7 protein-coding genes are annotated in these 5,227 nt (G+C 45.9%); all 7 read left to right on the top strand.

Going from position 1 to position 5,227, the window contains the following annotated elements:
* On the top strand, positions 1-588 hold a 588-nt coding region (locus tag WBV75_RS06060; RefSeq protein WP_424119747.1), incomplete at its 5' end, for a thiamine pyrophosphate-dependent enzyme.
* A 12-nt stretch (positions 589-600) separates the two neighbouring features.
* Entirely contained in the window at positions 601-945 is a 345-nt protein-coding gene (locus WBV75_RS06055; protein ID WP_424119746.1) for a DUF2853 family protein, read from the top strand.
* A 45-nt stretch (positions 946-990) separates the two neighbouring features.
* Positions 991-1,839, top strand: a complete 849-nt coding sequence (locus WBV75_RS06050) for a CvfB family protein (protein WP_424119745.1) — start codon at positions 991-993, stop codon at positions 1,837-1,839.
* 110 nt (positions 1,840-1,949) lie between these two features.
* The gene (locus WBV75_RS06045; protein ID WP_424119744.1) at positions 1,950-2,534 is read left to right on the top strand and encodes an SPOR domain-containing protein; all 585 of its coding nucleotides are present in this window, start codon (positions 1,950-1,952) and stop codon (positions 2,532-2,534) included.
* 15 nt (positions 2,535-2,549) lie between these two features.
* Positions 2,550-3,458 carry a 1,4-dihydroxy-2-naphthoate octaprenyltransferase gene (menA, locus tag WBV75_RS06040; protein WP_424119743.1) on the top strand — a complete coding sequence of 303 codons (909 nt, stop codon included), beginning with the start codon at positions 2,550-2,552 and terminating at the stop codon, positions 3,456-3,458.
* 33 nt (positions 3,459-3,491) lie between these two features.
* Positions 3,492-4,250, top strand: coding sequence for a LytR/AlgR family response regulator transcription factor (locus tag WBV75_RS06035; RefSeq protein WP_424119742.1), 759 nt, complete (start codon positions 3,492-3,494; stop codon positions 4,248-4,250).
* Positions 4,251-5,018: 768 nt separating this feature from the next.
* Positions 5,019-5,227: hypothetical protein (locus WBV75_RS06030; protein WP_424119741.1), on the top strand; the 209-nt coding region annotated here is incomplete at its 3' end.

The following is a 5,227-nucleotide window of genomic DNA, read 5'->3' as shown; positions in this document are numbered from 1 at the left end:
TCTGATTTTAAGGCCTTTGACCAGATCCTGGATTGTATTCCCCCCGGAATGCAGGTTCACCTGGCCAATAGCTCCACAGTGCGGTATTCCCAATTGTTCCCGATGGGTCCCGGGCATGCTGTGTACTGCAATAGGGGGACTAGCGGTATTGAAGGGAGTTCTTCAACAGCCGTTGGTGCTTCGTTGGCCTCACAAGAACCCACTTTGCTGATTACTGGGGACCTCAGTTTTTTCTACGACATCAATGCCCTTTGGAATAATTATGTCCGGACGGATTTTCGGATTATCGTAATCAACAATGGAGGTGGAGGTATTTTCAGGATCTTACCTGGCAAAAAGGAAGGAACTGATTTTGAAACTTTCTTTGAGACCGTACAGGATCGCTCCATAGCCGAATTATGTAAGGCTTTCGGCCTGGACTATGTGGGGGCTGGGACAGACCAGGAACTGGCGGCGGCCCTTCAAAAGTTTTATGAATCCTCAGATTCCCCGAAACTATTGGAAGTAAAAACCCCCCGAAAGCTCAACGATAGCGTTTTGCTGGGCTATTTTGATTTTCTATCTTGGCGCCTTCCAAACATCCTTTGACAAACCAATACTATGAGTAAAAAAAAAGATGCCCTGATGGCGGAATACGCCGGGGATATATCAGAAAAGTTCTCCGAAACCCCCGACATGAAGTTTCTCAACAAAGTGGTCACCGGTTTGGGGCCGGCCATATATAATCGGGATGCCTCCTTTGTCTCCGGTAGTGATGAGTCTGAACTGGAAACCGTCAGAACGAATTTCCTGATCAAAAAACTTGGGCTCGAGGATGGCCCGCACCTTATGTACGCTATTAAGGAAGTGATCAGGGAATACGGGACTTCTGAACGGAATAAGCACAGGGCCGTTGTCTATTACATCCTGGCGCGTCGTTTTAAAAAAGAAGACGCATATAAATAAACATTCCCTGGCCTTGAACCCCCGGGACACAACAGCTGGAACATTATGATCGAATTGGGGAAGTACAACACCCTTACCGTTTTAAGGGACACCCGGGTGGGCTTGTTTCTGGGAAGCGGGGAGGAGGCCGAAATCCTTTTGCCTCTCAAATATGTTCCCACTTCAACCGAAATAGGGGATACCCTCGAAGTATTTTGTTATCTGGACAGCGAAGAGCGACCCGTCGCTACAACGCTCACCCCTGGTATTCTCAGGGACACCTTTGCAGCCCTGAAAGTTCTGGAGGTAAACCAACACGGGGCTTTTATGGATTGGGGTCTGGAGAAAAACCTGCTTGTACCATTCCGTGAGCAACCTGTTCAGATGAGGGAAGGGGCCGAGTATGTGGTCTATTGCTACCTGGACCCCAAATCCTCAAGACTGGTCGCTTCGGCCCGCCTCGATCGGTTTTTAGATAATGCTGAACTCACGGTAACTACAGGCCAGAAGGTGTCTCTGCTGGTTTATAAAGAAACCCCTCTTGGATATGGTGTTGTGGTGGAAAACCGGCATGAAGGCTTACTCTTCAGGGATCAGATTCATCGTAAAATAACTTTGGGGAATTCCCTTACAGGTTATGTTAAAACCATTCGACCGGATCAGAAACTGGATATTGTTCTGGAGCCTATCGGTTATCGAAAACTGGAGCCGGCAGCGGAGCGCATTTACGAAGAGCTCCTGGCCTCCGGGGGTGCATTGCCCCTGCACGATAAATCGGATCCCCAAAAAATTCAGGATCGGTTGCAAATGAGCAAGAAGGTTTTCAAAAAGGGAATTGGAATATTGTATCGGGAGCGAAAAATTGAAATTCGCCCGGACGGTATTTACCTTACCGAAGCTGAGAACCGGTCATAGCGCATAGTACGTAAAGCGCCCTTTTGCGGGCGTTGAGAATGCCTGTTTCCCTTTTGTGGAATCGGAGCATTTTAGTTACCTTCGCCCTAAAGCTTAAAAAGTCCCCAAGTATGCCATTCATAGAGGAAAGTGATCTGCTGGAGTTGCATAAAGACATCGATAAAGCTCAGATCATCAATGAGCGTCTTCTAGATCAGATCAAACATAAGAACCAGGAATTAAAGCGGAAGGGAATCCAGCGGAATATTTTCGCGGTAGTCACAGTATTGTTCCTGATCGCAGCATTGGCCATAACTGCCTTTAGCATGGGGCTCAGTTCAGGGCCTGAGGCGAGGGACATGGCCGGAGTTAGGGACACTATCGAGGCGATGGACCGCAGGATGAGTAGTCTTCGCAAACAAAACGAAGAGCTGAGCCTGATTCGCGAATTCTACCTGGCCAAGGAGTTTATTGAAAAAGAAAAGATTTATTCGGTTCAGGTCAAGGCATTTGTGGATAAGAACTTTAACCTTGCCCCCGAAGCTTTGACTAATACGATCCTGGTAAAAAACAATCCCTTTTACGGCTATTCCCTGGGGAATTTCCAAACCCTGGAAGAAGCGCGCAACTTTAGGAATGAATTGGTGAATATGGGCTTTACTGACGCCTTTGTCGCCTCGTATCAGGATGGGAAACGCATTGCAATCGAAGAATAGGCCAAACCCCAAAACTTGACAAAATTAAGTGCCTGGGTCCACGCAGCCCGCTTAAGAACACTACCTCTTTCTCTTTCTGGAATCCTCGCCGGTACGGCCCTCGCATTGGGTTCGGGATATTCAGACGGGGGGTTGTTTTTACTCATGCTCGCGACCACAATAGCCTACCAGGTCACCTCAAATTTCGCCAATGACTATGGCGATGGGATAAAGGGTACAGACAATGAATTCAGGGTCGGACCCCAGCGCGCCATGCAGAGCGGTGCCCTTTCTGCCTCCGATCTTCGCCGGGGTATATGGCTTAGCTCATCGGTGAGCGCTGTTCTTACTCTAGGAACACTCTTGTATGCTTTTGGAACAGATTCCCTGGGGTATTTACTGCTCTTCCTGCTGCTGGGTAGTACAGCCATTTGGGCTTCTATAAAATATACCGTAGGATCAGATGCTTATGGATACAGGGGCCTGGGCGACATCTTTGTATTTCTATTTTTCGGATTGCTGAGTGTGCTGGGCTCCTACTTCCTGTTCACCCATAGTCTTGCTTTAGAGAGTTTTCTGCCCGCCATTGCTATAGGGGCCCTGAGTACTGGAGTTCTCAACCTCAATAACCTCCGGGACTGTGAATCGGATAACCGATCTGGTAAGCGGACCCTGGTAGTTCAAATGGGGTACGCCAATGGGGTGCGCTATCATATAGCACTTTGCCTGCTGGCTTTTCTGGCACTTCTTTACTATGTTGTGATTCAGGATCGACCCCTGTATTTTTTACCATGCCTGATCCCCTTTGTATTTATAGGAATGCACCTTAGAACGGTAACCCGCATTGCAGATCCGGCATCCCTTGATCCCGAATTGAAGAAGTTGGCATTGAGTACCTTTGGTATTGGATTGCTGCTTCTGGCAGTGAATTATTATTTTTCGTAGTTTTATCACTGTAACCGCTAAACCAGAGTCATTTTGGAAGAACCGATCAAAATACTTATTGTTGAGGACAATGTAATTATCGCTGATGACATGCAATCCATGCTTGAAGAAATCGGCTATGAAATTGTCGACAACGTCATCGTTTACGAACAAGCGGTGGAAGTGCTTAAAAACAATCAGGTCGATCTGGTATTGATCGATATCATCCTCGCCTCGGACAAAACCGGAATAGATCTCGGCAAGCATATTCGGGAGTCCTACGACATCCCTTTTATTTTCGTCACCTCGAATTCAGACCGGGCCACCGTTGAAAATGCCAAGACCGTGCAGCCGAACGGATACCTGGTAAAGCCTTTCGAACAACAGGATTTGTATACCTCTATTGAAATTGCACTTTCCAACTTTGAGCCTGGAAAAAAGTCTAAAGCGGCTGAAGTCGCAGATCATGTAGCCGGCGAAGGATTCACTTCAAACTCCGTCTTAAAGGATTCGATTTTTGTAAAAAAACAACACCTGTACTACCGGATTTACTTTGACGACATCCGATTTATCAAAGCGGACAATGTTTATCTGGAAGTCAACACTAAGGATAAAAAATTTCTGGTGCGCTCACCCCTGAAGAATTATCTGGAGAAACTCCCTCAGAACAAATTCTACAGGGCGCATAAATCATATATTGTAAATGTGGACCATATCGACGGTATCAATACCAGGGATATCCTTATCAATGGCACACTTATTCCTATTTCCAAGGACTTCAAGGAATTCATTATCTCCGCTATGAATTCCTAGTCCCCGGTTTCTGTCCCTTTAATATTTGGCAGCGATTCCCTGCGCCATCGGCTTATGGCAGGTGCGTACTACTTTGTGAAATTTTCGCCCACTATTACGTATTCATGATTTGTAAGCGTTTGTAACTCTCAATACGCCTTCGATAATGTGGCGTTTTTCCCAACTTCCTAACAGGCTAAAAATGCATAAAAGATGTCTAGACCACACAAATCAGCTACTTCACAACAATAAATTGCCCGGTGCGGAGTACGGGCCTATATTCGTCTCAGGATTAAAGGATAAATTTTCATTTTTCATTTTCATATAGTGTTCTCGTGAAAGAGTCTTGTCAAACGGCAAGGCTCTTTCTGATTTCAGACCTTTTTCAAATGATGACAGTCTTATGAAGTACTGGTGTATTCTTAGCAAAATACCATGGTACTGGTTTGTTTTGGGGACTTTTGCAAGGACTAATTATTATAGAATACCCGTTTCACAACAAGAATTCGGGCATACACAACAAAACAGTCGGGCAGGAGCTTCAAAATTCTATTTTTGAAAAGTCTTTAGTTAAGATCCCAAATCTTACATGTAGATGAAGAGGCTGTGTACTTGTGTGCATGGCCTTTTCTTATTTTCAGAGACCGCCTGACAACCTCCCTTTTATCAATCCCCACAGAATGGTTGTAATTGACAACAAAAGAAGGAGATTTCCGTTAGATAAAGGTAATTTTGAATGACTGAGATGCGGCAGCCCCTTTTACCTTATGACTGTTGCGCGGCGGATTTATGAAAAAATCACTAATCATCTTATGTTTTCTGGCAGGACTTGCATTCCCAGCACGCGGAATAGGGCAGGACTTCACCATGCCGGGGGAATCGTTTTTGCAGACCTATAGCGAGAAAGGAACAGCAGAGGAGAAACTGTCATATTTTTACCAGACCAGCGACCGGTACACTTTTCATTCTGCGTACGATTGGCTGGATCGCATAAATGC

It is taken from the genome of Robiginitalea sp. (genome assembly GCF_049588695.1).
Classification (GTDB): domain Bacteria; phylum Bacteroidota; class Bacteroidia; order Flavobacteriales; family Flavobacteriaceae; genus Robiginitalea.
This window is presented reverse-complemented; position numbering and strand designations above follow the sequence as displayed.